Raw genomic sequence first — 26,085 nt, 5'->3', positions numbered from 1 at the left:
AATTAAATAGAAACCTATCATTTTATTACTTCAAAAGGCATTTTATTTTCCAAAATAGTGATTTTTCTATCTATACTCATATCCAAAATACGAATTATTAATTCTTAATATCATTTTAACAAACTTTATTTGTAACCTAACTATTTTGTCTGTGTCAGTTGTACAATAACGTTAATCATTTAATTGTGAGTGTAACAAAATAAAGTAAAGGTGATCTTTGTGATAAGCTCTCTATCAATAAAAAATCATTATATGACTGAGTTGGCAAGATGCATAAATGAAATTATTATTTTAATTCCTATAAATAAATCATGTAAAATAAATTTAAATGGATCGATGATAACTATTGATCACGCTTGTATAATCAATAATGCAGACCTTTATCAATATATCGATATTGATAATTTAATAGAACTTAAGATTCCATTACCTTTATTTATAGAAAAAGATAAATCCATCGCTAATGCTTTGTTTGATATCAAACAAATTAAATATATAGAGCAATTTCGAAACTTAGTTTTGCAAAAATTACAGAATCATACTCAAAATAGAAAATGTATGCATCTTTATATATCTAATATTATTGAGTTTTTACTTAAAGAAGCAAAAGTTGATTTAGACGATCAATATCTACCTATTTTGTATACTAAACACCCTCTGGTTCAACGTTTGACTCAATACATACATAAACACATCAATGAACCTTTAACTACAAAACAAGTATCTAATGCTTTTTATATATCACAATCATATATATCTATTTTATTTTCCAAAATATTAAATATGAACTTCAAACAATATACAAGTTCTCTTAAAATTGCATTATCTTTATTTGATTTATTAGAGAAAGAACAAAGCATTTACGACGTCGCATTAAAATATAGTTTCACTAATGTTAGTACATATTCTAAAAATTTCAAATTCTATATAAAGATGCCGCCAAAATTCTATATTCATCAATTCAGAAAAAATGATTTAAATTCACTATACCAAGTTTCGTTAAGCACTCCCAACTTAAGCAAGACTATCAACAAATTATATAATTTTTCTCATAATCAACATATTTCGTCTAATCAAATCGTCTTGAATAAACTGAAGTATACTCAGAAATTTAATATGACACGTACTTTTATCACGTTTAATGATTTACATAAGTTAATCTCATTTAATCAATCTACTTTTTCAATTAATATGCTATCGCTAATTTCAAAACCAAATTTAATTTTACTTCACACTAATTTCGATGATTTAAACAAATTAGACCATCACAATGTATTTGCAGCAATCAAACAATTGCTTATCAAAGGTTTTGAAATAACTTTGAAAGTTGATAATCCATCCTTTTCACAATCAATTGATTACCAAATTATAAAACTATTGACTTCATTAACGCTGCTTAATGAACATATTTCAAATGTTAGTTTACTTATTGAAACAAACCATAAAACATTTAAAAATGACCAAAGATTAATTGATAACTTTAAACAACAGTTCCCCACTATAAAATGTGCGGTTAATGTTGGACATATCTTGGAAAACAGTGGAAACTTTTCAAGATTTCAAAAAAATATTAGTTCATTAAATGCTGATTTTTATTTCATTGATACAGATTGGTATTTACTAAAAAACATTATATCAAGAAACTGGTTCAACACTGATAATGCTTTTGATACCCATCAGACCATTATGTTATTTTTAAACCAATTACATCCAACTATTGCCAAAAAAGTGGTTTTTAATAATCTCACACATTCCAATTTAAAACATTATTATAAAGATATGTCCATTTCACCACATATCTTACTGATGCATTTGCTAATTGATTTTCAAACATTAATTGGTGGCTTTGCATTTCCATATTTTTCTGAAGATGATGAACAATTTATGCTGATTAATCATAATTGTAGTACCATGCCAATCGTTCACGTTTTCAGTTTATTAAAACCTTTTTTAAATTTGCATATCGCTAAATTCCCTTATGGTTTAATTGGTAAATCTAAACATCATTTTCACATGCTATTATTTAATAGTTTAAACTATTCAACACCAACATCTGACCTAATTGCAAATATCGTTCATAATTACATCACTGATTTTCCAGTTTACACACGAGTGCTTAACGAAAATCACGGTATCATTTCACATTTGATCCCAAATAACCTGGACTTAAGCGCTATTGATTCCAAAATTCTCGAACAAATCAACAAGGCTAATACTCCACTTTCTAAGTTAACGATGCATAGTTATCATAATTTACTAACTATTACAGTTACAAAATCAGAAATAAAATATATCATGTTTCCGATTAATTCTTGATTTATCAAAAATACATTAAAAACATGACAAACGAGATAGATATCAATAATATCTATCTCGTTTAATTATTTACATCTTGTATTTTTCAAATGATATTAAAAAATGATTGTAAATATTCAATTGTATCGTTGTTAATTTCATATTGCTTTTTTACTTTTCCTTTTTCTAAATGAAGCACTTCATCTGCACAAGCGAGTAACATTTCATAATCATGAGTTATAACTAATACTGTGTGTCCTTCATTTGCCAATTGGTTAATAATTGTACTCATTTCCCGCATATGGTGACCATCTAAACCGCTAGAAGGTTCATCAAAAATCAATATATCCCTTTTCGTTTCTACTGCACTAGCAATAGCTAAACGCTGCTTCTCACCTCCAGATAGTGACAAAGGATGTCTGTCTAGATGTTCAGAAATACTATAGTTTTGCAAACACCGCTTAATTGTCTCATCATTTAAAGTTGGATTACTTAACCTCAGTTCTTCTTCCACACTTTCAGCAAATAATTGATTGTTAACATCTTGAAATACCAAATAAGCTTCTGCAAGACTTTGTTGTGGTGTTACCCACTTTTCTCCAGTATTAATAGTCCCTTTAAATTTTTTCTCGACTCCAGTTAGACAGCGCGCAAATGTTGATTTACCTGAACCATTATGGCCAATAATCGCTGTCACTTTTCCCTTACTGATACTGATATCATCTATATCTAAAGCTAATTTTTGCCTTCTCTTATATCTAAAATAGTAATTTTGTAAACTTAAGTACCCCACTTTATTATTCACTTTAGTTTTTACTTGCAATTGTTCTAAATGAATAGCTCTTAATCCTAGCTTTGCTAATTGTTTATTTGATAACTTATTAAATTGTTCATTTTTATAAATTGCACTTATTTTTCCGTCATTCATTATCATAAAACGGTCAGCTATTTTAGTTAAATAGTGTAATCGATGTTCAGCAATAATAATTGTTTTTCCTTCCGCTTTCCAAGTTTTGATCATTTGTTGTAACTTTAACATTGTATTAAAATCTAAATTTGACGATGGCTCGTCCAAAATAATCAATTCGTGACCATATACTTGAATAGCACTGCAAGCTAGCAATTGTTTTTCACCGCCAGACAAATTAAATATATCCCTATCTAAAAGGTGTTTAAAATTAAACTGTTCAGCGGTTTCTTTGATTCGTGTCATAATCCGACTAGCTGATACACCATAATTTTCAAGTTCAAATGCCAGTTCACTAGTCGTATTCAAACAAAAAAATTGTGATCTTGGATTTTGGAAAACTGAACCACTTTGCTGTGTTAACTTATAAACATCTTGTTGCTGTGCATCTTTATGATTTATTAAAATTTGACCTTCTATCTGTCCTTTATAAAAATTAGGAATAATACCATTTAGCAACCTTGTTAAAGTTGTTTTTCCACAACCTGAAGTTCCTGTTAAACAAATAACCTCACCATCATCAATAGTAAGGTTAATATTATTTAATATTTTACTTTTGCTTTCATCGTATTTAAAAGATACGTCTTTAAATTGAATCATATCCTACCCTCACATTACATAATAAATGATACAAAGGAACAGTATTAACACTAACAACAACCAATCTAACCAACGTATTTTAAGCGAAATGATTGATGTACGTCTATGCGTTAAATTCAACCCACGTGTAATTGAAGCAATAGTTAATTCGTTACCAATTTTCACAACACTGTTTAGTAATGGAACAACTCGATATTCAACATATTGTATTGGATGTATAAAAGCAATTTTCAAAGATATACCTCTCATCTTCATAGCATCCTTTATAGCAGCCGATTCTTCTCTAATTGTCGGTAAAAACCTAAACATAACGGCAATTGGAATCGTGATTTTTCTAGACAATTTCATTCGTTCTAAACCTGTTATTAGCACTTCAATTTGTGTGGTTTTAAATATATAATAGCCCATTGCGAGGGATGGTAAAAAACGTGTTATGATGCCTGCCGGTACAAAAATTAACAATGTAGCAACTTGGTTACCATCAATCGTTACAAACGCTTCTCCATACCACGCCATCACAGTTAATATCAAGATGACTAGCCCTATAGTATATTTTTTAATACATAATAATAATAATGCTGGCACAAGTATGATTACTGCCCTTAAATACACTTCAACACCTGTAACGCCGCCTGTTAATGCAACGAGTGATATCATCAAGATAAGCGCAATTTTAATTCTAGGATCTAAATTTAGTAAGTGGCTTTGTGGGATCGTTTGACTATACATGTTAAATCATACCTGTACGTTTGAAATGTTTTTTTAAAATTAATTTTGCTATATAAACGCCGATCCATGCACCAATGATTGTAGTAATAATAATAACTGGTATCATTTCTACAGAAAATAAAGTGGCGACCGTTTGCTCATATTCAATACCGTATTTTTCTTGAATAAAGGATAAATATGAATTTCTCATAAAGTAAAATGGTATAAATGTACCAATGGGCCAAAAGGAAAAGAGAATGTACCCTAAACAATTGTGTTTCCAACTTTTATAACGTTTCATAGCCATTAAGCCATCAGCTAATAATATCACAGGAATACTAAATACCAACGCAATCCATGGATGTCCCATAATAGCTAAAATAAGACTTACAATCGTTCCGCATATTGTCAATGCACCAAATTTTTGAACTTTTGATATTAGTAATATAATAGGTATGCCACCTACTAAACCAACCATTGCAGGAAGCAATAACATGAATATAGGTATAATACCTAAAATGCCAGGAGGTGCTATAAAAATAAAATATATAGCCGTAAAGAGTCCTATATTTATTAAATCTTTAACTTCTATCTTACTATTGTTCATCTAAAACTCCCTCTTTACATATAACGATAAATATTATTAATACAAGTAAACATAACTATGCTATAACATTAGTGTAGACTCAAGATACTATAATTGAAAACAATTATCAATTACATCGAATTGTATCGCTCATATCATTTATATTATAAACGAAAAACTTCTCAAAACCTAACTATCCATTTCATCGTTTTATATATTTCATCTTCCCTATGTTTTGCTCAATTATCAATACATCATTTCTATAAAATTTTAATAAATGCATATTTTGTCTTCATACAACGCATTACGAAAGATTATATGTGTCATATTACAAATTTTAAGTGTTATTCAACTTTAAATTTTCAGAATATATTTACAATTCCGAATTTTCTTAGTATATTCATACGTATCACCATTTCATTATATTTAAGAATATTAATGAAATTATATAAAACATATTTAATAACACCTCACTCTTTAAAAAACGGGATATGAAGTTAAAGGTGCGAATTGAATTTGTATAACTTTTAAACCAATTTATATTGAGTAATACATGGGAGGAATGATATTTATGGACAGAATGGAAAAAGCCACTCAATTAATCAATGAAGATAGTCAGTATTTTGCTAAACCAGGACGAATAAAATATTATCCATTAGCTATTTCTCATGGTTATGGTGCAACACTTGTTGATATGGACGGCAATACATATATCGATTTACTTGCTAGTGCTAGCTCACAAAATGTAGGGCATGCACCCCAACCAGTGTCAGATGCTATTAAATCACAAGTAGATAAATTCATACACTATACGCCTGCTTATATGTATCATGAGCCTTTAGTTAAACTTGCTAAGAAACTCTGTGAAATCGCACCAGGAAACTACGAAAAACGTGTTCTTTTCGGACTTTCTGGTTCAGATGCAAATGACGGTATCGTAAAACTTGCAAGAGCATATACAGGAAGACCTTATATCATCAGTTTCGTGAATGCTTACCACGGATCAACTTATGGGTCATTATCGATGTCCGCAATAAGTCTAAACATGAGAAAAAAATATGGTCCAATGTTGCCAGGCTTTTATCATATTCCATTCCCTGATAGCTACAGAGGCATGTTTGGTAGTCCAAACGCTAACACCGTTGATGAATACCTCGCGCCACTTAAAGAAATGTTTGAAAAGTATGTACCTGCTGATGAAGTAGCTTGTATCGTTATTGAAACAATACAAGGTGACGGGGGATTATTAGAGCCAATAGATGGCTACTTTGAAGCTTTACAAGATTTATGCAAGACACATGGCATTTTATTAGCAGTGGATGATATCCAACAAGGTCTTGGTCGAACTGGCGAATGGAGTTCAGTTTCACATTATCATATTGAACCGGATTTGATTACCTTTGGAAAATCATTAGCAGGTGGACTACCTATGTCTGCAATTATAGGACGTGCTGAAATCATGGACACATTAGAAGCGCCAGCACATTTGTTTACAACAGGAGCTAACCCAGTAAGCTGTGAAGCGGCCTTGGCTACAATTGGTATGATTGAGGATGAACATTTACTTCAAGCGAGTACAGAAAAAGGTGAATATGTACGCAAACGCATGGATACGTGGATCGAACGATTCGAAGCAGTTGGGGACGTCAGAGGCAAAGGATTGTCGATTGGTATTGATATCGTTGCTGATAAAGACAGTAAAACACGTGATGCGGAAGCGGCATTAAAAGTTTGTAATCGCTGTTTTGATAATGGCGTTGTGATTATTGCAGTAGCTGGAAACGTACTCCGTTTCCAACCTCCATTAGTCATAACGTATAACCAACTTGATACGGCATTAAATGTCTTAGAATCTGCAATTGAAGATTTAGCATCTGGAAAATTAGATAATTACGACATTGCTGGTCAAGGTTGGTAAAATTGGGGGAATCAATGATGCAACAACAAATTAAACTCACAAATATTATAAAACTTAGCGGTGCTTACATCGCTTATCTCATAGGATCTGGTTTTGCAACAGGACAAGAAGTGATGCAATTTTTTGCTTCCTTTGGCATATATGGTATATTCGGAGCTTTAGTTAGCGCATTATTGTTCTGTTTACTTGGTTCAACTTTAATGATGAAGGGATTTGATCTTCAATTAAAACAACCTGGCAGAATATTTAAGTATTATTGTGGCAATATCCTGGGAACAATGATTGAATACTTTACAATTATTTTTATTTTTAGCATTGTTGTCATCATGATTGCTGGTACAGGAGCTGTAGTTGCAGAGCAATTCCATCTTCCCAATCTAGTTGGTGTACTAGGTATGGGCATTATTGCAATGATTACAGTGATTTTAGGTTTAAAAAAATTGGTTGATATTATTGGTACTGTAGGTCCGATTATCGTCATCTTGACAATAGGTATTTGTCTAATTGTCTTTTTCTCAAATATCGGTAATTTATCTAATATGCTCTATTTACCAGAAAGCGCTAAAAATTTACAACCAACAACACATTGGTGGCAAGCTGGCGGTTTATTTTTCTGTTATAACATCTTAGCAGGAAGTATTTTCTTTTCACAGCTTGGTCAACAATCTAATAGTAGAAAAGAAGCAGGCATTACAGGTATTGTTGGTGGCTCTGTGTTGATGTTAACTGTGGTTGTAATGATTATTGCACTATTAGTGCATTCTGATCATGTATTTGAATTAGAGGTTCCTGTACTTTATTTAGGTAATACGATTGCGCCATTGATAGCATTTATATTTTCAGTATGTATTTTATTAGGCATTTATTCTACAACTGCACCAATGTATTGGTTAGTTAAACATGAATTTATGAAAATTTTTCCAGCAAAACTTAGCGTGCCTGTTACAGTTGTGTTAGGTGTTATTTTTATTATTTGTGGTACTTTACCTTTTGGAGAATTAGTTTCCATTATATACCCATTTGTAGGTTACATAGGTGCAATTGTTGTAGTTATTATCTTTGCGCGTACGTTATATAATAATTTCTCAAATAAGCACAGTACATGAATGATAGAAATTAAAACTCAATAAAAAAGTCCAAGACATCATTTGATGCCTTGGACTTTTTTTATACATTTTTTAAAAAAATCTACCTGTTACCCACATCATGACCGATTTCTACTGTTTTATCATTTTTATTATATAGTGCAGCTTGTACACTACCAAAGTTAGGGTCATTACGTTTTTCTTCAATTTCAAATCCTAAACTTTTGAAAATGTCTATATCTTGCTGGTCTGTAGCATTTTCGTAAAAGATTTTTCCTCCATCGTTATAAAAACGTGGTTTATCAATAGATTCTTGTAGTGTGCCATCGCTACGTAAGTAATCAATAATAACCTCATTGAGCGTAGTAGGAATTTTGTTACCACCTGGCGTTCCTATACCCATGTAATAATCAGGTCCAACTACGATGCTCGGTGAAGTAAATGAGCGTGGTTGCTTATGCTTAGCACCATAGTTTGGACTAGATGGATTAGAAGAGAAGTTACTTAATGAATTATTCATATAGAATCCTTCTTTTACATACTCCCCTGAACCAAAGAAGCTTGCTAACGTATTCGTTGTACTTGTCAACTGTCCATCTTTATCAACAACCACAAAGTGTGTTGTGCTCGTATTATCGATGTTATTTGTATTGAAATTACTTTCAAAATTAATTTCATTTAATCTACCTAACAGGTAATCTTGGGAAAGATATTCATCATAGTCTTCATCTTGCCCATTTACAATATCCCTATTTCGATACATCAAGTCTCTAGATTTTAAAATACCCGTGATATAATCCAAACGATCACCTTGAGCTGCTTGATTATTAGTAGCTTCATCAATTTCTAAACCTTGTAGCATCAGTGATCCTCCTAAAGGATTAGATGCAGCATAAACTTTATTATTTAAATAGTCTGTACTTACTGGCTCTTTTTTCTCTGTTTTATAACTTTGGAAATCTTTTTCTGTCAGTTTGTCATCCGTTTGCTTAGTGATACTTTTACCAACTTTATCGTAGAAATAATTAGGCCCGTTATCTCTAATCCCTTTTAATGTTTTAGCTAAAGCTGGTTGCTTAATGACATCACCTTCTCTTTTGGTTTGCTCTCCTTCAAAGAAAGGTGAATCTCTATCTACATCTGAACCATATAGTTTCAAACTTCTTTCTAATTCTGAATCAACTTCAAAGCCTTCTTCAGCTAAAGGAATAACATAGTTCATGATTTTCTTTCTATCCATTTTTCCTGCCTCTTTATGAGCGTCTTCAAGACCTCGAACGAAACCTGGAACACCAATTTTATCTTTTTGCTTGTAATTAAAAGAAGAAATATCTTTATACTGCCATTGTTTTGGTGCAACATTTTCTTGACCATCGTAAGCCAGCATCGCACCTCCGCCGCCTAGGCCAGAAGAGTGTGGTTCAGTGACAGCAAGGGCATATGACACTCCAATTGACGCGTCAACTGCGTTACCACCATCTTTCAATATTTTTTCTCCAACACGTGTAGCAATCGGATTATTTGAAGCTACACCGTAATTTTTATCCGATATGTCTTGTTGATGATCCGCAATTTTATTTTCATATAAATCATCTTTATCATAATTATCCTTTTTTGTAATCATATAAAATGCAAAGGATATGATAATAGTAAGGAGTAATATTACGATGAGCGTTTTTTTATTATAAATACTCATAGCTAAGCTCCTTTAGATAAATATTGATGGTGTGAAGATTTAAGTTCATTTTGTTCATAACGGTCTAAACCTTCGTTCGCTCTAGCGAATACAATTAGTAAGAATATTATCAACACAACTGCAATTATTGTAATACTTACCCAATGATCTTTAATGTTCATACGTATAACCTCCATTCTCTTTTTTAAGATTTATATTGTCACCTTTAATATTATTTAATAATTTTGTTTCTTCAATTTTGTTAGGTGTAGATTTAGTCAATTTACCGCCCACTGATTTGATAGGTGTAATCATGAATTTAGAATTTTTACCGTTCCAATTCTGTTGGACAGCTAAACCTTGCTTATTTTTTGATAAAAAACCTTCTGAAGTTACATTACCTAAACTATAAAAAATGCTGGCATCTTTATAATTTTCAATTTCCTGAACAACTGTGTTATGTCCGACGATGACATCAGCACCTGCATCTACGAGTGAGTGTGCATACTGTTTTTGCCTTGTTGTTACTGACCTTTCATCGGTTATACCCCAGTCCACATTAACGACTACATAATCATTTTTTTCTTTCAATTTTTTTATTAATGGAACATAAATATTAGGTTCCAAGCTAATGGATGTAGTGTTTTTTAAAGGATCTGTGTAATCAGACTCAACGTCTGTAAAGGAAACATTAGCTACTTTTTTACCTTTTACTGTTTGTTGTACTGTTTTACTGTTGATAGGATTAGAACCATTACCAGTTAAAAAATTATATCCATTTTGTGCCTCAACAGCTTTACTAAAATCTCTTGCTGTAATGTTATCAGTAACTTGATTTATAATATTTAAACTTTTAATATTTAAGCTTTTTAAAAACATTACATTTTCTAAATTTTTATTAATATTTGTTTTTCTATCATCTGAAAACTTGGTTAAATTCAAGCTTGCTGTAGAATAATCACTATCTTTTAACATGTTTTCGACAGCACTAAAAGTATCATTAATATTGTTTTTTCTTGTATGATTGTTTAATTCCACATTACCTAGATATGTTAGCTTAATTTCATCTTTTCCTTTATTCATAGCTTTAACAGGTTCAAAATCCTGTTGCTTTAATACAAATACTAACAAAATGATCGCTATAATTAATATCAAGCCGGTATATATGGAATTCCTTCTTTTATGGCGCTTTGTCCACTTCAAAACACGCTCATCGATAGAAAATCGTTTAGATTGCTTCATATATCTGCTCCTTACTAATTAATAAAGCTATAAAAGAATAAGACAATGTATGTAATACATGTTAATAACATACACGTAGATAAAGTTATTACGACACCTTGTTTTTGTATAGTATTTGCGATGATACCTGGTATTACAACACCAATACCGGACATTTCTACCATCTCAAATGGCGTTAATGGATAAATTAGATCAAATATAAATTTTAAAACCATTCCAGTTAATATCATTGCAGCAAATTTCCTACGCCCATAAAGAATAACAAAGCGGCTAATACCATGGTTCACAATAAAATATGTAATGCAACTAATGATTAGTACAGATAGCAGCATGATTGGTTGATCGAAAATCAGCGCTAGATATCCTGGAACAACTAATCCAGCAGGACTAATGCCGAATTTTTCGGCAAATATGAGGCTTAAAACAATCCCCACGAATAATGAAAAATATAACTCTGAACCTATCATATTAATGTATCCCTTCTATATATTGTGCGATTTCTTTTCCTGGTCCATGAATATTACCAACACAGAATATCAAAGCATTATGTGATTCTGCATAAAGCGCACGTTCAACTTCACTTATATTTTTACCTTCAAAATTCAAATATTTTTTATCGGGTAATTCTCTCATCACTTCCGATACCATTTGGGTACTTTTTCCAGTACAAATTAATGTATCGAACGGTACATCTTTTATGAAATTTTCTACAAATTGTCGGGTTCTATCTACCCTATCTGAGCGACAATTTAAGATTATAACAATTCTTTGATATGGGTAATTATATGATTCTACTTTATTTAAAATTGCTTTAGTAGATTGTGGCTCATTTGCTGCAAAGGCATTCACATAGACATTCGTTGTATTGTTTGCATTAAAGTATTTAACTTCAACAGCACCTACATCTGGTGGTGCGTTTAACATACCTCTTAAGGCAGTGTCTCTGTCGATGCCTAATGCTTCAGCAACTCCCATTGCAATTGCTACATTATCCGGAAAGACAATATATCCAAATTCTCGTAGATATGATTCTGGTACTTCTTCTTTATCGACTACAATTAATTTTGTTTTACGCCGTTTAGCTACTTTAGCAAAAAATTTAGTATAGTCATCCTTCATTACCACGAGATGTCCTTTATATGGAATCGTTGCTGTAAATGCTTGAGCAACTTCGTCTAAAGTTGGCCCTAACACATCCATATGGTCTTCCATCACATTAACAATGACACCAATGTTCGCTTTCACTAAATCCTTTTGGAATGTAATTTGATAGTCTGGATTAACTGCCATACACTCATTGACTAATGCGTTAGCTCTTTGTTTCACAACTTTTCTGACGATATCTCTCTGTTCGCCGATATTTGCACCCTGAGGTTTCCTATATACTGGATATTCTCTTGGTGTAAACCAGTACATCATACGTGCATCTGTACCAGTTGTTTTACCAATCACGCGGTATTTATCTTCCCGCAAAATACTGTAAATCAAGCGTGTAATCGTTGATTTACCTCTAATACCATTTATATTAATACGTATAGGAATCTTTTCTAATCTGTCAGAATGTCTTCTTTTCTCGACAATTCCTAACCATAGAATAACGCCTACACAAATTATGATTAGTAGCAAACTCTGTCCCTCTTTTCATCAGCGTATTTATTAATTACATGCTAAAATCATTAATTTAGCCAAAAACCATTACAAAAATGACCTTAAATTTATAATCTAATCATTATACCTTTCAATAATGACATGCTACCACGTAGTTGTTGATTTTATATAAAGTCTATAAATTAACTGTTAATTGAATGTAAATACACATTTACATTTAATGTAAAATTATATTAAAGATTATATTAAATACTTTCATATCAACGATAATGCTTTTTCTTCAGTTAAAAATTTTAAGCAAAAAATAATATAAAAATTTTTCATCAATTACTAATTAAAGTTAAAAATACGAAATATAATATTTACTTGAAATTTACACATTATTAAAATTCGAATGTTATCTTAAGGGTGAAAGGAATTAAAGATATTCTAGGAGGATGGACATGAGCAAACCTGTAAAGTTAACTGTTTCACTCTATCTCATTATTGTTGCACTTATAACTTGTGGTTATTTAATCATGATTTTAGTAGGCAGTTTCCAAGGCAATGATATGCGTGGTGCAGTACTTGATACAGATAATACGAGACATATTGAAAATGTAGATGAGACTAACAACACCACAAAATCTTCCGAACCATCTACTTCATCTACACAAGAAAATCGTTCTACCCCTAAACATTTGCAATCTAAACACATAGGTCAACCAACAATCAACCAATATAAAACGATAAAAACATGGTCTTTAGATAATGACGCATCTAAAAACCATGTTTAATTTTTGTAACTTATTTTTGACAATTTGTTCAAATTCTCATTATTATGCCTTTTTACGAGGGGTTTAATTTCAAACAGTCTGAATTTTCAGATATAATTATGGTGTTAGTTTTCTTATTATATCTGAAATGGGGTTTTTATTATGAGTAAGTTTACTGATCAAGAGAAAATTCAAATCTTAGAAGACTTGATTAGCATTAAATCCGTTAATAACAATGAAATCGAAGTTTGTGAATATCTGCAAAAGTTATTAGCAGAACATGACATAAATTCCGACATCATTAAAATTAACGACAGTCGTGCAAACTTAGTGGCTGAAATCGGTAAAGATGGCCCAATATTGGGCATTTCTGGTCATATGGATGTTGTTTCTGCTGGTGATGAAAGTAAATGGACATATGGTCCATTCAAACTTACTGAAGTTGATGGCAAACTGTATGGTCGTGGTTCAGCTGATATGAAATCAGGTTTAGCAGCATTAGTCATCAGTATGATAGATATTCATGATCAAAACTTATTACAACATGGGAAAATTCGTTTATTGGCAACTGCTGGTGAAGAAATTGTAGGTGAAGGTGCAAAAACTTTTCAAGATAAAGGATACATGAATGATGTCGATGCACTTGTGATTGCTGAGCCTTCTCAAGATCGAATTATCTATGCACACAAAGGCTCTATGGACATTCGTGTCACTTCCCGTGGTAAAGCTTCACATAGTTCTATGCCACAGCTAGGTTTCAATGCAATTTCACCATTAGTAAAATTTGTTTATAAAGCTGATGAAGGCTTTGAAAAATTCACTAAAAGCAATGATTTGTTAGGCAATGCAATTATGAATGCCACAATTTTCAACGGTGGTAACCAGGTAAATTCAATTCCAGAACATGCTGAATCTGAATTTAATATTCGTACAATTCCTGAGCATGATAACGAACAATTCATCTCATATTTCAGTGAAATATTAAAGCAAGTCGAAACTGAACAAACGGATATTGATATTGACACATACATGTCTAGACCACCTGTTTATACTACAGGAGAAAATAAATTGACTGAACTTGCTGTTGAAATGGGAGAAAAATATTTAAATACTACATTACCAACTGAAGCTTCACCTGGTGTTACCGACGCGTCTGATTTACTGGTAGACAAAGATGAAAACTTTTCATTTATTATGTATGGTCCCGGTGCTGTTAACCAAGCACACCAAGTAGATGAGCATGTGGAAAAAGATGTATATCTAACATTTGTTGATTTATTTACAGATTTCTTCTCTACTTATTTAAATAACTCAAAATAAGCATGATTATAAATCGGCCATCATTACGCTTTTGATATAATCTTATAAAAACATAATAGAATTTGGTACATAAATCCTAGAAAAAAACACGCAAATGATTTAAATCAATTCATCTGCGTGCTTTTTTGTTACTCAATACTTCGTATTATTGGCTCGCTCTTTTATGGGGACAGCTTCAGCCTGTCGTCTTCAACTTATCCTGTTCCCTCAAGCATCTCGCTAAAATACAACGCATCAATATGTAATTTTACATTAAAACACTTAAAAACAAGTCACTTTGATAATTTAATAAACACTAACTATACTAAATTATCAAGGTAACTTATGTATAATGGTTATAACATGGCTCAACATACACTACCAATGGAAACTTCAGTACTTATTCCTACAAATAATATATCAAAGACATGTGAATGAAATTGTTGAAAAACCTCTAAATATATATTCAATGAATTCAAACCTCATCGTGGTGTTTTATCATATCAACCCAAAATGTTTACCGTGTTAATATGTGATTATGTTAGTCTATAATCTTTTTTAACTTTTTGATAAATTGTGCTCTTTCAGGAATTGGGAAAATAGGATGAATATGAAATAGTTGGTATCCTGGGATAAAGTTATGGTGAATACCTTGAGCATTTAACATTCGCGATAGCTTAACAGCATCTGGATAAAGTGTTTCTTTGGTACCTATTGAAATAGTCATTCTTCCTAATCCATTGAATGTTCCATATATTGGCGATACTCTCCAATCCGTTAATGACAGTTTGTCAGCCCATAAGCTAATTAAATATTTGCTTCCTGCAACACCTAACATAGGATCAATTTTTTCATAGCTATGAATTTCTGGATGACTAAATGTACCATCCAGCACAGGTGAAATCATCACAATATCACTTGGCTGTGGTAAGTCCAACGTTCTCAAATATTGTGCGAAAGATAATGCTATTTGACCTCCAGCCGAATCGCCCATAATAACAATACGCTCAGAACTCATCTTTTGATCTAATTCATATCTATAAATTTCTTCTAGTAATTCGAAAGTTTCCTTATAAGTTGCGTGTGGAATTTTTGGATATATTGGCATGATTACTTTTGCGTCAAATGCTGTTGCCAACATATCTATATATTCGAAATGATATGACAGCGGATCTTGGAACCATGCACCACCATGAATGTATATCACTACTTTTTGTTGATGATCTTCTCTATCATTCACAACATAATTGGTTATATCGTGCAATTTTTTAGTATAAACGGCATTGTCAAAGTTATAATCCGTGCCTGCATACTCGCCTTGCGTTTGTGCTTTTACAGACGCAAGCGCTTTTTGTGCGTTTATTTTCTTTTCAAATGGCTGTTTCATCTTTGTCGCTCTAATCATTATTTCATACAAAAAGCTTTGATAACTACGTTTTTCTATAAGCTTGGCAAATAAGTATGAAGCTATCACGCTAACACTTGCAAAGGTTAATATTTTTTTTAGCATCTTATACTACCTCCAATAAACGATTGATTTATGACTAGAAGATTAAGCTCAATTATTAGATAGGTCACTCAAAATATTAATATGTATTGATAACTTATATTAAGTTAACGTTCGAGTATAGCTGAATCTATTGAAAATGATTGATTTATCATCATTGACATATATAGTTCATCATAAAAATGATGATCCATATAAATAGATTCATGTTTAATACCTTCAATTTTAAAGCCTAATTTTTCATAAAATTTAACTGCCGGAGTATTGGTTGTAATGACTGTTAATTCAAGTCTTCTTAACCCTTTCCGCTCTGCCCACTTTATTGTTTCTTGAAACATCTTTGTAGCTAATCCTTGATGATGTTGTTCATTTAACACGCCTGTCACGATGTAACCGATATGTTTAATTTTAGCTAACCTACTAATATGGACAGATAAATATCCTAAGATATCATTTTCATCTGTTTTAACACCAATATAAAAATTATGTTTAATATCATCAACCAGGCTATCTTTATTAAAACTTCTTTCATCAGGTAAATAAAGCATGTATTGTGTCTCTTGATCAATCTTTTTCATGCAAGTATACAGCGCTTCAGCTTCATTCGGACATATTCTTTCTATGCGCATAAATACTCCTCCTCAATTCAATAGATTAATCTTATCATACATTATTTTTATTATATATGATACTTGTGTTTTAATTTACCTCTTTTTTATTTTAGGCAATTTATTTTTAAATATAATCCTTTTAAATTGAAACATCCTATTATTAGTATTACTTTTATGTTAATACACTAACAACAGGATGTCTAAGCACTTATAATATACAATTTTTATCTATTTCACTTTCACTTATGATTTTAAACTTTCATGCATCATGGATAATTGGTGTTCTAACTGTTGCATATCAATAAATCTGCCTTGGCGATGCATTTCTTTACCGTTGAGAAAGATTAAATCAACTGGTACAGTAAATATTGATAATTCACCAGCAATTGCTTCTACATTACTTTGATTAATCACGCCTAACGGTATGTCTGGATATTCGCGCATCAAGTCTTCAATTTGTGGCAATACCGCGTGACAAACACTACAATTTTCTCTCATTACGTGAACGACTACGAGCGGATATTTGTTAATAAATGAATGATATTCATCCATAGAAGTTAATGTTTGCGTCATTTAGAACACCCTCCTTAATTATAAAGTGTTTAATATTATGCACTATATACAGTCTTTTTAGCAATTTATTTGCTTTAGACTACAAAAAGTTATCATAATCCTCAATCTCAATTTATTATAAATTATTATCGAAATGTGGCAGCAATTGTTGAATACGTGTTCTTGTTTCTTCTGTATAACCTTGTAAACCACCCGTATGAATAAACAAAATTGCTTGTTGATCATCATATTTTCCTGCTTGAATTTCTTTAACCATACCTCTAAAAGCTTTCCCTGTATAAGTTGGGTCTAATACAATACCTTCTAGTTGTGCAATGTCAATATAAAATGCTAATTCTTCATCTGTTGCTTGCGCATAACCTAATCCAATATAATTGTCGTTAATGGTGATTGTATCGAATGTGTCTATGCTTTCATCTAAATGATTAATGATTGTTTGCACTTTATTTTTAAAGGCCTCTGCACTTTCATTGACTGCATAGCCAATTATCTTAGTATCAATTTTATCACTGTGCTTACCAAACCATAAACCTGCATATGTGCCACCTGAACCTACGGCGACATTAATAGAGTCAAAATGACAACCTAATTCGGCTTCTTGTCTTAAAATTTCTTCAAAGGCATTGATATAACCATGCGTGCCTATCCAATCTGATGCACCCGTTGGTATCATAAAAGGTGTTTTATTTTTGCCTTCTAGTGTATGTCTCAATTGAGTCATCGCTATTTCTCTAGACTGATTGTCGTCGATCACATGTATATGTGCGCCAAACATAGCGTCTAAAAATAAATTACCTTCAAAAGCTTTCATGGTGCCTTTTAGTACGAGATGACATTCAATTTGATACTTTGCACATAGTGCTGCTGTTGCTCTAGCATGATTAGATGTGATTGCACCGGTTGTAATAATCGTATCATATCCATGATCAATTACATATTGTATCGTATACTCTAACTTTCTTACTTTATTCCCTGATATTTCTGTGCCAGTATAATCATCTCTTTTAATATAAATTTCTTTGCCTAAACGTTGACTTAAGTGCTCTAACTTATGAATAGGTGTGGGTAAGTTGGCGACATCTAATTTTTTGCTTATCATTACTTTTGACCTCCTGTGTCAATATTTTTTACACGTCTGGAATAAATACGCTTGCCTCGCTATCTTTAGGATAGTAATAACCATTTGGTATTGTTTGTAATTCAATCAAACTTCCCCATGGTGTTTTCACATATACAGTACGATTACCATCTGTATCTTCATATTTTGTATTACTATGAGGTTCAGAGATAGGTCGTCCCCCAGCTTGTTTAATTTTATTAAGCGATGTTTCAAAGTCATCCACGTAAAACGAAATATGTGTATAACCAATATCTTGTAAATTTACGGCGCTTTTTTGGTTGGCTTGTACAAATTCAAACATCTCTATATTAGGACCATCATTAAACACCATCATTCTTTTTTTTACAATTTCAGCGCCATTCTCCAATCCTAATACATGTTCAACAAATTGACCTCCTCTAGGTTCATCCATTTTAGTTTGGCTATCATAAGCAATACGACCACCTAAACCTTCCTTGAAGAAAGCTGTTGCTATTTCAATATCAGGTACAGTTAAACCAATATGATTAATGCCTCTAGCCATCAAGTCCGTAACCCCCTTTTTATCATCTTTTTGTCAGCGTATTGCCAAAGTAAATATGGGTCATTTCAATCATTTAACAATTGCTTGAGTATTGGATACACCAGATACAATTAAGCATGCTTGATATAGACAATCAATCTTACGTTTAATTATTTTCTGCCAAATCATAATGATCTCTTAATAAAATATAGCGATTCATATCTTGAAAATTTTCACCATCATTCATGTCTTGAACGTCAGTTGCGACAAAATGAAAACCTGCATTTTCAGCAACTTTATTGCTAGCAATATTTCGCACATCAGCAATAATCGTGAGTTTATTCAGTCCTAAAATTTTAAATGCATAGCCACATATAAATGCAACACTTTCTGTCGCAATTCGTTTACCTGTATAGCCTTTCGCCAGCCAGTAACCTATTTCTGCTTTGCTGTTTTTTAAATCTATTTTATGTAAATCTATTGTGCCAATCAGTTTATCTTCGTAATAGATTAGAAATAATTGACCTTTACTTTCAGCTTGATGTTGTATCATCATTTTTAAATATGATTTTTCTGCATCTACAGTGAGATCCTCTGTAATAAAATCTAAAAATCGAGATAAATGCGCGAAATTTTCTTGAATGGTTTCAAATAATGCCTCGGCCATTTTAAGATCTGGCGGTCTCAATGTAATTTTTGGCAGTATTTCTATAAATGGTCTATATTGCATTGCCTCACCTTCTTTACTAGTGTCTTATCTCATATCTTATTTGTAATTTCTGAATATTTCAACATTTTAATAATTAATAATATAAAAATAGGCGTATATCCAATATTCAATTCATACTTTAATATCAGATACTACGCCTAACAACATAAATTTCAACTTAATTGTATAACTTAATCCATATTGATTAATAACCTATCATCAGGGCTATTGACATACCAATGCAACATATAATGACCCACACTAAAATTAATTTCCAAGCAAATTTAAGCCACTGTGTATAGGATATCTTTCCGACAGCTAAAGCACCCATTAAAATTGCAGAAGTTGGAAATAAGACGTTACTGATTGAATCACCATATTGGAATGCAAGTACAGTAATTTGTCTATTGATATGTAACAAGTCGGAAATTGGCACCATGAGTGGCATAGTAGTTAATGCTTGTCCAGAACCTGATGGTATAAAGAAATTTAAAAAGAATTGTAAGATAAACATCGCGATAATTACTGCCGACGAAGGGACATCTGTAAGCAAGGTAGTCATACCATGGACGATAGTATCTATTACCTGCCCATCTTCTAAAATAACAATAATACCTTTAGCAAAACCAACAATCATTGCGCCAAATAAAATATCTTTCATACCTTCTATCATAGCTTCAAAAGTCCCATTGATGCCCAATCCACCAATGACACCTGCAAGTAAACCTGCTAATAAGAAATTAGCACTCATTTCGTTAAAGGACCAACCATAATTAAAAATACCAAACACATTTAATATAATCGCTGCAACAATGAGTAATAAACCTACTTTTTGTCGCTTTGTAAAGCGTGGTGTATCCATCGTTGCCGTTGACTGTCCTTCAGCTTGTTCCAGTTCGTAAACAATACTTTTCGACATATCTTGTTTCACTTTACGCGCATATATCATTACTGTTGTTATAGCTGCCAATAAAATAAAAATATAAATAATCGAACGCAGTCCCCATCCTGAAAATAGTGGCAACTCCGCTACAGATTGCGCGACACCAACAGTAAATGGATTTAACATACCACCAATAAAACCACTTGCTGCTCCAAGTATAACCATTGCCGCTCCTGTCAACGCATCATATCCTAATGTTCTCGCTATAATAATCCCAATAGGAACAAAGATAATTGTTTCTTCTGCTAATCCAATTGAAAATCCTAATATAGAAAATATCGTCATAGTCAATGGAATCATCAATACTTTATAAGAACCTAATGTGCTCATAGCTTTATTCACACCATTTTCAAAGGCTCCTGTTTTATGGACAATACCGAATGCGCCACCTACTAAGAAAATGTAAAATACAATTTCTCCTCCACTCAATAACCCTTCCGGAATCGCCCGAAATATATCAAAAAACGAAACGCCATGTTGTGATACTTCTTGATATGAACCTGATATAACCAATGTTTGTCCGTCTTTTTTTTCACGTGCATATTCCCCTGCTGGTATTAAATATGTGAGGAGACTTGCTACAACAATGATAAATAACAACAATGCATATGTATGCGGCGTTTTAAATGTTATCCTTTTGAAAATTGATTTGAACATTTTAAATATCCCCCATTAAATTGTTTTTAATTGAAAAATACTGTGACTTAAAACTGACCTGATAAATCAATTTAATAAATAACTATTATAATAATACACTTTATAGATATTATGCTGAATTTTCAATCTATTTTTAAATATCTTAAATTAAATCATCAAATCATCTTTTTGAAAAAGTTTTAAAAAGTGTATTATTAATCTCTTGATAATTAAAATATTGTGATTTTGTCCGTGCATGCTTGCCTGGGAATATGATTCGAGCCTGTAGTCTCTCACTCATATCTTTTCCCTAGGCGTCAGCACGCTACAAAATCACTTTGTATTTATTAGAATCCGGCCGCAACTTGATACAAAACTTTACAAAGCAAAAAACGCCAATTCCTATCATATTTCAATAGGAATTGGCGTTTAATCTTAGTCTGAGAAATTAAAGTCTCTGAATCTTTTATTTATAATGATTTAGAAGAAACGTTTGACAGCTGTTGACATTGGTGGAATTTCATCTAAATCTAATTTTTTATCTTCTGTAATAGATCTGTATGCCCATTTACCATAGTTAATAGCTTCATCTTTTACAATTTTACCAGGTAATGGTGCAGCATTTGGATCAACATAAACGTTGACAATTGTTGGTCTATCTTGAGCCATTGCTTCTTCTACGACTTCATCAATTCTATTTGGATCTTTAAGTGTATAACCAACACCACCACAACTTTCAGCAAATTGCGCTAAGTCTATGTCAGTGAAGTTAATTGCATATTCTAACTCTCCAGCAGCTTGTTGTTCATATTTAATAAATGATAATTCTTGGTTGTTTAAAACAAATATAGTCATTGGTAAATCATATTGAACTGCTGTTGCAAAGTCTTGCATTACCATTTCAAATGCACCGTCGCCTGCTATACCAACTACTTGACGATTAGGATAAGCACGTTTTGCTGCCAATGCACCTGGTAGCGCACAGCCCATCGTACCTAACCAACTAGAAACGATAAACTTATTATTCACTGTTAGATCTAAATAACGTGTTGACCAAACAGTAGATGTACCGACATCGATTGAGAAAATCGCGTCATCTGTTTTTACTTGGTTGATTGCATCCATTAGACGTTCTGGACGAATTGGTGAACTTTCATCTGCTTTATCTTTATCCATCCAAGAATCCCAAGTCGCTTTTCTTTCTAATGTTTTATTTAAGAAGTCACGATTTTTCACATGTTTAGCACTATCTGTTAATTGTTGCAATGCTAATTTACTATCACCAATAATACCAGCATTTACGTCAAAACGATGTCCAATATTTTCTGGATTTGTATCGATTTGAATTGCTTTGATATTTTTCTTAGGTAAATAGTCAACATAAGGATAGTTTGTACCTACCATTATTAGTAAATCAGCATCTTGAATCGTTTGATAAGATACTTTAGTACCAATTTTACCTAAGTTACCTAAATTATATGGGTGTGCATCAGCTAAGATACCTTTTGCTGGTAAAGTAATGATTGAAGGAATTTTAACCGCTTCAATAAATTCTTTCACTTCATCTTTAGCATGTTTAGCACCAGTACCAATAATCATAACTGGACGTTTACTTTTGTTGATCAACTTAGTAGCTTTTTTGATGCTACGTGGTTTTGGTGCAATACGTGCTGGTGGCGCAGTGTCCACTGGTGTATTTGTTGTATCTTTCACTTTGTTTGTCAATAGGTTATTTGGCAGAATTAAAACTGCAACACCTTTTTTCTCATAAGCTGTACGAATAGCTTCATTAACAATACCAAATATATCTTTATCATTTTCAGAGATTTGACGATTATAGACTGCCACATCGTCTACCATTTTACTGATATCTGTTTCTTGGAATGCTTTTGTTCCTAGTGCTGTACTATCTGTTTGTCCTGCTAAAATAAGTTGAGGCACATTGTCCATTTTGGCATCATACATACCATTAAGTAAATGAACGACACCTGGTCCACCGATACTTAATGCAACACCAATTTTACCAGTTAATTTTGTATGACTGGCAGCTGCTAAACTTGCTACTTCTTCATGACGCACATGAACAAATTCAATATTATCTCTTTCAGTTCTTAAACTATCTACTACTGCATCTATAGAATCTCCTGGAATACCATATAAATGATCTATTTCCCAAGCTTGTAATGCTTTTACTAATGCTTCATTTGCTTTAATTTTTGCCATTGTAAAAATTGCTCCTTCCAAATTTTAACGATTTATTTATTATCCCTTAAAATAGTTAATACTGTGCTTTAACACGATTGCTTAATATAAAAAGATTATGAGTATCGGGAGGACGATTGAACTTAATAATGCTGTCAAAATCATTCCAATTGAACTAAACGCGCCTGCTTCTAAATCAATATCAAGTGCTTGAGCTGTACCAAAAGCATGTGATGCATTACCAAAAGTTAGGCCTTTTGCAATAGAAGTTTTAAATCTTCCGAACTTAATCAAATATGCACCTAAAATGCTCCCGATTAAACCAGTTGCAACGATAAATAACACTGCTATGGCATCAACACCACCCATTTGGTGAGATACTTGAATACCTACTGCAGCTGTAATTGATCTTGGCAACATCGTAACAATAACTTCTTTTGAATAACCAAACATTTTTAATATGACATAAACAAATGCAAAGTTCAAAATTACTGCTGTAATTACACTGCTAAATATAATTTTACCATTAGCTAATATTTTATGACGATTTTGATATAGTGGATATGCTAATGTTACAACTGTACAATTTAATAGTTGGTGTATCCACTTACCACCGACCATGTACTGTTGATAATCTAAGTTAAATAATAATAATACAACGATAATTCCAATCGATGATATAAGGGCAGGGTTTAAAAATGGGCTCCGGTATTGAAATTGTAATTTTTTTGCTCCAACGTACATACAAACTGTCAATAGTATCATTAACAATGCTTTTAGAAGTACCATCTAATCTTGACCATTCCCGTATTGTTCAGCTTTAACCATTTTTTCAGCAATAAAACCTGAAATTAAAGCAACACAACATGTGCCTAGAACAATCATGATAAAGAATAAAACAAAATTAATATTAATCATACTAGCGACATCCATAATACCTACGACAGATGGAACAAAGAAAAATACCATGGTAGCTAAGAAAAATTTAGAGCCTTCTTCTACCCATTTTGTCGGAATAATTTTAAATTGCAGTAATAAGAAAAATAAAATTAATCCAACAATACTGCCTGCAATCGGAATATCAAAAATCATTTGAATTTTATTACCAATAAAAGTAATACCCATAATAATTAATGCTTGAAACATAATTTTGACAATCTTTAGCGCTACCTGCAATACTCATCACCCTTTTTAATACTTTTGAACTGCTGACTTTTAACTACTTTGTTGATTACATGACTAAGTATAACGCGCCATTAAATATAATAAAAATATTGTTTTTTCATAATACCTATTACTATTTTCTATGAAAGCGATTTTACATATTCCAAATAGCTATAACCTATTAATTAGATCGACTATTTTTCGATGTATCTTTTCAAATGACTTTTTAAGTATCGTTTTTTACAGCTAAAAAATAGCGGGAATAGGTTTGAAAACAAAACATTCTTTTGATTCCCAAACTACTCCCACAAATATACGGATTATTTAACATCATGATTAACATTTACACGATTATTAACGCATTATTGAGCTAATCATTCTATTCAAATGTTGCTCATACCCTTAGATAAGTACGTAGCGCCTATCTACTTCTTTTATAAACGTTGCTTCATAAAATCTATCCACTGTCTGGTTGCATAACTTAAATATTTATCTCGTTTCCATATCACACCTAATTCCCAACTCATGCCTGGATCTTCAAGTGTTATATTTTTAAAGTCACTGTCTAATAAACCTACGATGTTTTCCGGTAAAATACTGACACCTAGATGAGCATTTAACAGATTTTCAATAAAGTTCCATTGTGAAATCTTAGATATTGTATTAGGTATATAACCGGCATTCTTTGCTGCTTCAATAATTTTATCATTCAAGTAAAAATCTTCATTAAAAAGGATAAAGTCTTCGTCTTTTAACATGCTCATTTTCACTTGTTGATATTGCGCAAGACGATGTTCTTTATTCAAAACTAATTTCAACTCTTCTTGATATAACGGCAACGAATGGAAAATAGACTGGTCTACTGGTAAAGTTGTAATACCGATGTCAATTTCATCATTAATTAATTGATGTTCAATCATTTTGCCACCATTTTCCACTAAATTATAAGTTACATTAGGATATTGTTGATGGAATTCACCTAAAATATGTATAAATTTATTCATATTCATGACTGCAGACAAACCAATACTAATATGACCTGTTTCTAAACCTAGTAGACTATTAATTTCTTTAGGTAAATCTTTGTATAAAGATAGGATTTCTTTACTTTTATGATAAAAAACTGAGCCAGCATCTGTTAGTACAAGTTGGCGTTTGCTTCGATCAAACAGTGGCATATCCAATTCTTTTTCAATGTCTTTAATCGCTTTACTTATTGTTGGTTGGGCGATATATAATGATTTAGATGCATTTGTCATACCATGTTGATTTACGACTTCCACAAAATACTTCATATGTTTAATATCCATATATATGCTCCTCTATATTAAACTTCAATTTGTATATCCTAGTATACGGTTAAATATCTTTTTTTCAATC

Annotated in this window: 24 protein-coding genes and 1 pseudogene; 6 read left to right on the top strand and 19 right to left on the bottom strand. The window is 31.9% G+C overall.

The window, feature by feature from the left end:
- Window positions 1–336 precede the first annotated feature (336 nt).
- Window positions 337–2,316 carry a helix-turn-helix domain-containing protein gene (locus tag KA830_RS00995; protein WP_204179985.1) on the top strand — a complete coding sequence of 660 codons (1,980 nt, stop codon included), beginning with the start codon at window positions 337–339 and terminating at the stop codon, window positions 2,314–2,316.
- Window positions 2,317–2,401: 85 nt separating this feature from the next.
- Here KA830_RS00995 and KA830_RS00990 read toward each other — a convergent pair whose 3' ends face one another.
- From KA830_RS00990 to KA830_RS00980, 3 genes are read right to left on the bottom strand one after another with little or no spacing between them, the layout of a single operon-like run.
- A complete protein-coding gene (locus tag KA830_RS00990) occupies window positions 2,402–3,862 on the bottom strand; it encodes an ABC transporter ATP-binding protein (protein WP_204179984.1) in 1,461 nt (486 codons plus the stop codon).
- A gap of 9 nt (window positions 3,863–3,871) precedes the next feature.
- The gene (locus tag KA830_RS00985; RefSeq protein ID WP_046206766.1) at window positions 3,872–4,591 is read right to left on the bottom strand and encodes an energy-coupling factor transporter transmembrane component T; all 720 of its coding nucleotides are present in this window, start codon (window positions 4,589–4,591) and stop codon (window positions 3,872–3,874) included.
- Between the two features lies 1 nt (window position 4,592).
- Window positions 4,593–5,177: an MptD family putative ECF transporter S component gene (locus KA830_RS00980; protein WP_204179983.1), complete on the bottom strand. Its 585-nt coding sequence runs from the start codon at window positions 5,175–5,177 to the stop codon at window positions 4,593–4,595.
- 559 nt (window positions 5,178–5,736) lie between these two features.
- Here KA830_RS00980 and KA830_RS00975 point away from each other — a divergent pair.
- On the top strand, window positions 5,737–7,074 hold the full coding sequence (locus tag KA830_RS00975) for an aspartate aminotransferase family protein (RefSeq protein ID WP_064209400.1): 1,338 nt from the start codon (window positions 5,737–5,739) through the stop codon (window positions 7,072–7,074).
- 14 nt (window positions 7,075–7,088) lie between these two features.
- A complete protein-coding gene (locus tag KA830_RS00970; RefSeq protein WP_239436883.1) occupies window positions 7,089–8,180 on the top strand; it encodes a YkvI family membrane protein in 1,092 nt (363 codons plus the stop codon).
- A gap of 82 nt (window positions 8,181–8,262) precedes the next feature.
- On the opposite strand, the gene KA830_RS00965 is transcribed toward KA830_RS00970, so the two are convergent.
- From KA830_RS00965 to pgsB, 5 genes are read right to left on the bottom strand one after another with little or no spacing between them, the layout of a single operon-like run.
- Window positions 8,263–9,855 (bottom strand): gamma-glutamyltransferase, encoded by a 1,593-nt coding sequence (locus tag KA830_RS00965; RefSeq protein WP_019470032.1) that lies wholly within the window; start codon window positions 9,853–9,855, stop codon window positions 8,263–8,265.
- 2 nt (window positions 9,856–9,857) lie between these two features.
- Entirely contained in the window at window positions 9,858–10,016 is a 159-nt protein-coding gene (locus KA830_RS00960; protein WP_019470031.1) for a hypothetical protein, read from the bottom strand.
- Window positions 10,006–11,076 carry a CapA family protein gene (locus KA830_RS00955; RefSeq protein WP_064209259.1) on the bottom strand — a complete coding sequence of 357 codons (1,071 nt, stop codon included), beginning with the start codon at window positions 11,074–11,076 and terminating at the stop codon, window positions 10,006–10,008. The genes KA830_RS00960 and KA830_RS00955 overlap by 11 nt, the downstream gene beginning before the upstream one ends.
- Before the next feature lie 14 nt (window positions 11,077–11,090).
- Entirely contained in the window at window positions 11,091–11,543 is a 453-nt protein-coding gene (gene pgsC, locus KA830_RS00950) for a poly-gamma-glutamate biosynthesis protein PgsC (protein ID WP_046206761.1), read from the bottom strand.
- A gap of 1 nt (window position 11,544) precedes the next feature.
- Window positions 11,545–12,702: a poly-gamma-glutamate synthase PgsB gene (gene pgsB / locus KA830_RS00945; RefSeq protein ID WP_046206760.1), complete on the bottom strand. Its 1,158-nt coding sequence runs from the start codon at window positions 12,700–12,702 to the stop codon at window positions 11,545–11,547.
- 425 nt (window positions 12,703–13,127) lie between these two features.
- Between pgsB and KA830_RS00940 the strand changes: the two genes are divergently transcribed.
- The 3 genes and pseudogenes from KA830_RS00940 to KA830_RS13875 all read left to right on the top strand — a co-directional run.
- Window positions 13,128–13,460 carry a hypothetical protein gene (locus KA830_RS00940; protein ID WP_046206759.1) on the top strand — a complete coding sequence of 111 codons (333 nt, stop codon included), beginning with the start codon at window positions 13,128–13,130 and terminating at the stop codon, window positions 13,458–13,460.
- 141 nt (window positions 13,461–13,601) lie between these two features.
- The gene (locus KA830_RS00935) at window positions 13,602–14,759 is read left to right on the top strand and encodes an ArgE/DapE family deacylase (protein WP_210134055.1); all 1,158 of its coding nucleotides are present in this window, start codon (window positions 13,602–13,604) and stop codon (window positions 14,757–14,759) included.
- A gap of 324 nt (window positions 14,760–15,083) precedes the next feature.
- Window positions 15,084–15,269, top strand: a pseudogene (locus tag KA830_RS13875) (IS5/IS1182 family transposase); the annotation flags it as partial.
- Between the two features lie 10 nt (window positions 15,270–15,279).
- On the opposite strand, the gene KA830_RS00930 reads toward KA830_RS13875, so the two are convergent.
- From KA830_RS00930 to cidR, 11 genes are all read right to left on the bottom strand, one after another.
- The gene (locus KA830_RS00930) at window positions 15,280–16,248 is read right to left on the bottom strand and encodes an alpha/beta hydrolase fold domain-containing protein (RefSeq protein WP_204179981.1); all 969 of its coding nucleotides are present in this window, start codon (window positions 16,246–16,248) and stop codon (window positions 15,280–15,282) included.
- A gap of 104 nt (window positions 16,249–16,352) precedes the next feature.
- Complete coding sequence (locus KA830_RS00925; RefSeq protein ID WP_046206756.1) at window positions 16,353–16,874, bottom strand: GNAT family N-acetyltransferase; 522 nt, start codon at window positions 16,872–16,874, stop codon at window positions 16,353–16,355.
- A 225-nt stretch (window positions 16,875–17,099) separates the two neighbouring features.
- On the bottom strand, window positions 17,100–17,429 hold the full coding sequence (locus KA830_RS00920; protein WP_204179980.1) for a thioredoxin family protein: 330 nt from the start codon (window positions 17,427–17,429) through the stop codon (window positions 17,100–17,102).
- Between the two features lie 115 nt (window positions 17,430–17,544).
- Window positions 17,545–18,528: a D-cysteine desulfhydrase family protein gene (locus tag KA830_RS00915; RefSeq protein WP_210134054.1), complete on the bottom strand. Its 984-nt coding sequence runs from the start codon at window positions 18,526–18,528 to the stop codon at window positions 17,545–17,547.
- 28 nt (window positions 18,529–18,556) lie between these two features.
- Window positions 18,557–19,072 (bottom strand): VOC family protein, encoded by a 516-nt coding sequence (locus KA830_RS00910; protein WP_046206753.1) that lies wholly within the window; start codon window positions 19,070–19,072, stop codon window positions 18,557–18,559.
- A 145-nt stretch (window positions 19,073–19,217) separates the two neighbouring features.
- Window positions 19,218–19,781: a GNAT family N-acetyltransferase gene (locus tag KA830_RS00905; protein WP_204179977.1), complete on the bottom strand. Its 564-nt coding sequence runs from the start codon at window positions 19,779–19,781 to the stop codon at window positions 19,218–19,220.
- A 184-nt stretch (window positions 19,782–19,965) separates the two neighbouring features.
- Window positions 19,966–21,360, bottom strand: coding sequence for a YfcC family protein (locus KA830_RS00900; protein ID WP_046206751.1), 1,395 nt, complete (start codon window positions 21,358–21,360; stop codon window positions 19,966–19,968).
- 459 nt (window positions 21,361–21,819) lie between these two features.
- The gene (locus tag KA830_RS00895; RefSeq protein ID WP_046206750.1) at window positions 21,820–23,562 is read right to left on the bottom strand and encodes a pyruvate oxidase; all 1,743 of its coding nucleotides are present in this window, start codon (window positions 23,560–23,562) and stop codon (window positions 21,820–21,822) included.
- Between the two features lie 81 nt (window positions 23,563–23,643).
- The gene (locus KA830_RS00890) at window positions 23,644–24,330 is read right to left on the bottom strand and encodes an LrgB family protein (protein WP_046206749.1); all 687 of its coding nucleotides are present in this window, start codon (window positions 24,328–24,330) and stop codon (window positions 23,644–23,646) included.
- Window positions 24,331–24,687: a CidA/LrgA family protein gene (locus KA830_RS00885; protein ID WP_164987245.1), complete on the bottom strand. Its 357-nt coding sequence runs from the start codon at window positions 24,685–24,687 to the stop codon at window positions 24,331–24,333.
- Between the two features lie 452 nt (window positions 24,688–25,139).
- On the bottom strand, window positions 25,140–26,015 hold the full coding sequence (cidR, locus tag KA830_RS00880; RefSeq protein ID WP_046206747.1) for a cidABC operon transcriptional activator CidR: 876 nt from the start codon (window positions 26,013–26,015) through the stop codon (window positions 25,140–25,142).
- Window positions 26,016–26,085 lie beyond the last annotated feature (70 nt).

The organism is Staphylococcus sp. GDY8P119P (genome assembly GCF_017892075.1).
In the GTDB taxonomy this organism is placed as follows: domain Bacteria; phylum Bacillota; class Bacilli; order Staphylococcales; family Staphylococcaceae; genus Staphylococcus; species Staphylococcus ureilyticus.
Note: the sequence above shows the minus strand (reverse complement) of the source record. Positions and strands in the feature narration are given on the sequence as shown.

What these genes read in the sequence shown, in the direction of transcription:
- KA830_RS00935 (WP_210134055.1), top strand. Translation starts at nt 13,602, where the DNA reads ATGAGTAAGTTTACTGATCAAGAGAAAATTCAAATCTTAGAAGACTTG.
- KA830_RS00900 (WP_046206751.1), bottom strand. Translation starts at nt 21,360, where the DNA reads ATGTTCAAATCAATTTTCAAAAGGATAACATTTAAAACGCCGCATACA.
- KA830_RS00970 (WP_239436883.1), top strand. Translation starts at nt 7,089, where the DNA reads ATGATGCAACAACAAATTAAACTCACAAATATTATAAAACTTAGCGGT.
- KA830_RS00890 (WP_046206749.1), bottom strand. Translation starts at nt 24,330, where the DNA reads ATGGTACTTCTAAAAGCATTGTTAATGATACTATTGACAGTTTGTATG.
- KA830_RS00995 (WP_204179985.1), top strand. Translation starts at nt 337, where the DNA reads ATGATAACTATTGATCACGCTTGTATAATCAATAATGCAGACCTTTAT.
- KA830_RS00990 (WP_204179984.1), bottom strand. Translation starts at nt 3,862, where the DNA reads ATGATTCAATTTAAAGACGTATCTTTTAAATACGATGAAAGCAAAAGT.
- KA830_RS00940 (WP_046206759.1), top strand. Translation starts at nt 13,128, where the DNA reads ATGAGCAAACCTGTAAAGTTAACTGTTTCACTCTATCTCATTATTGTT.
- KA830_RS00965 (WP_019470032.1), bottom strand. Translation starts at nt 9,855, where the DNA reads ATGAGTATTTATAATAAAAAAACGCTCATCGTAATATTACTCCTTACT.
- KA830_RS00895 (WP_046206750.1), bottom strand. Translation starts at nt 23,562, where the DNA reads ATGGCAAAAATTAAAGCAAATGAAGCATTAGTAAAAGCATTACAAGCT.
- KA830_RS00955 (WP_064209259.1), bottom strand. Translation starts at nt 11,076, where the DNA reads ATGAAGCAATCTAAACGATTTTCTATCGATGAGCGTGTTTTGAAGTGG.
- cidR (WP_046206747.1), bottom strand. Translation starts at nt 26,015, where the DNA reads ATGGATATTAAACATATGAAGTATTTTGTGGAAGTCGTAAATCAACAT.
- KA830_RS00975 (WP_064209400.1), top strand. Translation starts at nt 5,737, where the DNA reads ATGGAAAAAGCCACTCAATTAATCAATGAAGATAGTCAGTATTTTGCT.
- KA830_RS00885 (WP_164987245.1), bottom strand. Translation starts at nt 24,687, where the DNA reads ATGTTTCAAGCATTAATTATTATGGGTATTACTTTTATTGGTAATAAA.
- KA830_RS00980 (WP_204179983.1), bottom strand. Translation starts at nt 5,177, where the DNA reads ATGAACAATAGTAAGATAGAAGTTAAAGATTTAATAAATATAGGACTC.
- KA830_RS00925 (WP_046206756.1), bottom strand. Translation starts at nt 16,874, where the DNA reads ATGCGCATAGAAAGAATATGTCCGAATGAAGCTGAAGCGCTGTATACT.
- KA830_RS00960 (WP_019470031.1), bottom strand. Translation starts at nt 10,016, where the DNA reads ATGAACATTAAAGATCATTGGGTAAGTATTACAATAATTGCAGTTGTG.
- KA830_RS00905 (WP_204179977.1), bottom strand. Translation starts at nt 19,781, where the DNA reads ATGCAATATAGACCATTTATAGAAATACTGCCAAAAATTACATTGAGA.
- KA830_RS00915 (WP_210134054.1), bottom strand. Translation starts at nt 18,528, where the DNA reads ATGATAAGCAAAAAATTAGATGTCGCCAACTTACCCACACCTATTCAT.
- KA830_RS00910 (WP_046206753.1), bottom strand. Translation starts at nt 19,072, where the DNA reads ATGGCTAGAGGCATTAATCATATTGGTTTAACTGTACCTGATATTGAA.
- KA830_RS00985 (WP_046206766.1), bottom strand. Translation starts at nt 4,591, where the DNA reads ATGTATAGTCAAACGATCCCACAAAGCCACTTACTAAATTTAGATCCT.
- KA830_RS00930 (WP_204179981.1), bottom strand. Translation starts at nt 16,248, where the DNA reads ATGCTAAAAAAAATATTAACCTTTGCAAGTGTTAGCGTGATAGCTTCA.
- KA830_RS00920 (WP_204179980.1), bottom strand. Translation starts at nt 17,429, where the DNA reads ATGACGCAAACATTAACTTCTATGGATGAATATCATTCATTTATTAAC.
- pgsC (WP_046206761.1), bottom strand. Translation starts at nt 11,543, where the DNA reads ATGATAGGTTCAGAGTTATATTTTTCATTATTCGTGGGGATTGTTTTA.